Source organism: Sunxiuqinia dokdonensis (assembly GCF_001270965.1).
In the GTDB taxonomy this organism is placed as follows: Bacteria; Bacteroidota; Bacteroidia; order Bacteroidales; family Prolixibacteraceae; genus Sunxiuqinia; species Sunxiuqinia dokdonensis.
Window position 1 is genome coordinate 1 of sequence record NZ_LGIA01000126.1, and the last position, 1,815, is coordinate 1,815.

Below are 1,815 nucleotides of genomic sequence, written 5' to 3' on the forward strand. Positions count from 1 at the left end.
AATTGAACCCCTAAAAGACAAGCTCATTTTTCTGCACCAGGTCAACGACCGCCAACTAAGCCACCTCTACCAACTGGCTGAGCTCATGCTTTACCCCTCTATTTTCGAAGGATTTGGACTGCCCGTTGCCGAAGCACAGGCTAGCGGTTGTCCGGTAATCACTTCAAAGGCTGGTGCCCTACCCGAAACCGGGGCCGATGGCGCACACTATGTGGAAGCGCAAAATCCAGATGAAATCAACCAGGGCATTCAAAAGATTCTTCAGAATAAAGATTACCGAAACGAACTGATTCAGAAAGGCCGGCAAAACGCCCGCCGGTTCGCCCCCGAAAACTACGCACAACAACTCATGCAATTCTATAAACAATTAGCCCATGCATAACGACCTGAAAAAAGCGCTCGACGTGCTGCACGCCGGCGGAATTATCCTCTACCCCACCGACACCATTTGGGGAATTGGCTGCGATGCCACCAACGAAAAGGCGGTACAACGCATTTACCAGATCAAAAGGCGTGAAGACTCGAAAAGCATGCTGGTGCTGATGGAAAACATCAACTTTTTGAGCCGTTACGTGGAAGAAGTCCCGGAAATTGCCTACGACCTGATTGAACTGAGCGACAAACCGCTGACCATCATTTATCCCGGTGCCAAAAACCTGGCTAAAAACCTGATCGCCCGCGATGGAACCCTTGGCATTCGCCTGACCAGCGAAGATTTTACCCGCCAGCTCATTCAGCGTTTTAAAAAACCCATCGTATCTACCTCAGCCAACATCAGTGGAACACCTGCTCCGGCGATCTACGATGAAATCGACCCGGAAATTATTTCGTCGGTGGATTATGTGGTGGAATACCGGCAAGATGATCTGACAAAAGCCACGCCTTCAAGCATTATTAAACTGGGCGTGGGCGGCGAAATCGAAATCCTGAGGCCATAAAGCAAGCTGGGATCCCTTTCAAACACACCGCTACCTATGCTTTCTGTCCAGAGAAAGGCCAAATCCGGCACATTTTCGATGAAAACGACGGCAACTTCAATGAAAAACACCGCATTTTCATATTAAAATACCGCGACTTGATACAACAATGCCACGACTTTCATAAAAAATGGGCCTTTTCTTTAAAACAATGTGACGTTTTTCTAAAGAAATGCGACATTTCTTTAAAACAATGGAGCATCTTTCTAAAGAAATGCGGCGTTTCTTTAAAGAAATGCTGCATTATTCATGAAAAACGCGGCATTTTAATACGAAACTGCCGTATTATTCATGAATCCTGAAACTTTTTAATACAGATTAGATAGTATTATTCATGCGAAATGGAGCCAAGTAATACTAAACGACAGCGGAATCATACAACAATGCACTGACTTGATATGACTATGCGTTGATTTTAATACAAACAGCTGACATTGTTATCCAACAATAGGCTGATCTTAGCCAACATTACTTCCACTTTAATGAAAGTCGTCGTCAGTTTAGTAAACGTCGCCATCACTTAAATGAAAAACACAGCCAAGTAAATGAAAAAGACGGGTGGTTTTCTGGATACTCGCTCCTTGCTGTTTGATAACAAATGCCTGTGAAATAAACCCAAAGAACTTTCACCGAGGTTGATACCGGATGATAGAGCCTGAATGCCAGACAACTGAAAACTGGGACTGTGACTGAAAACTGGTATCCTTCTTATTTTGAATGAAACTAAATTATGTGCGATTGATGGAATGGTTTTAGATAAAATCATAACGTTCTAGTATTTTATCCATTGTTCAGATAAACTGCTGTTAAATTTAGAAATAAAATTGGAATGATTCGT

At 43.4% G+C, this 1,815-nt stretch carries 2 protein-coding genes; both read left to right on the forward strand.

All coding sequences use genetic code 11. The annotated features are described in order from the left end of the window. Window positions 1-382, forward strand: a 382-nt coding sequence (locus NC99_RS07820; protein ID WP_162231174.1) for a glycosyltransferase, incomplete at its 5' end; no start/stop codon positions are given. Next, a complete protein-coding gene (locus tag NC99_RS07825) occupies window positions 375-938 on the forward strand; it encodes an L-threonylcarbamoyladenylate synthase (RefSeq protein WP_053181882.1) in 564 nt (187 codons plus the stop codon). The genes NC99_RS07820 and NC99_RS07825, both read left to right, overlap by 8 nt. The last annotated feature ends 877 nt before the right edge of the window (window positions 939-1,815 follow it).

Coding starts and splice junctions, on each gene's coding strand:
- NC99_RS07825 (WP_053181882.1), top strand. CDS start 375: ATGCATAACGACCTGAAAAAAGCGCTCGACGTGCTGCACGCCGGCGGA.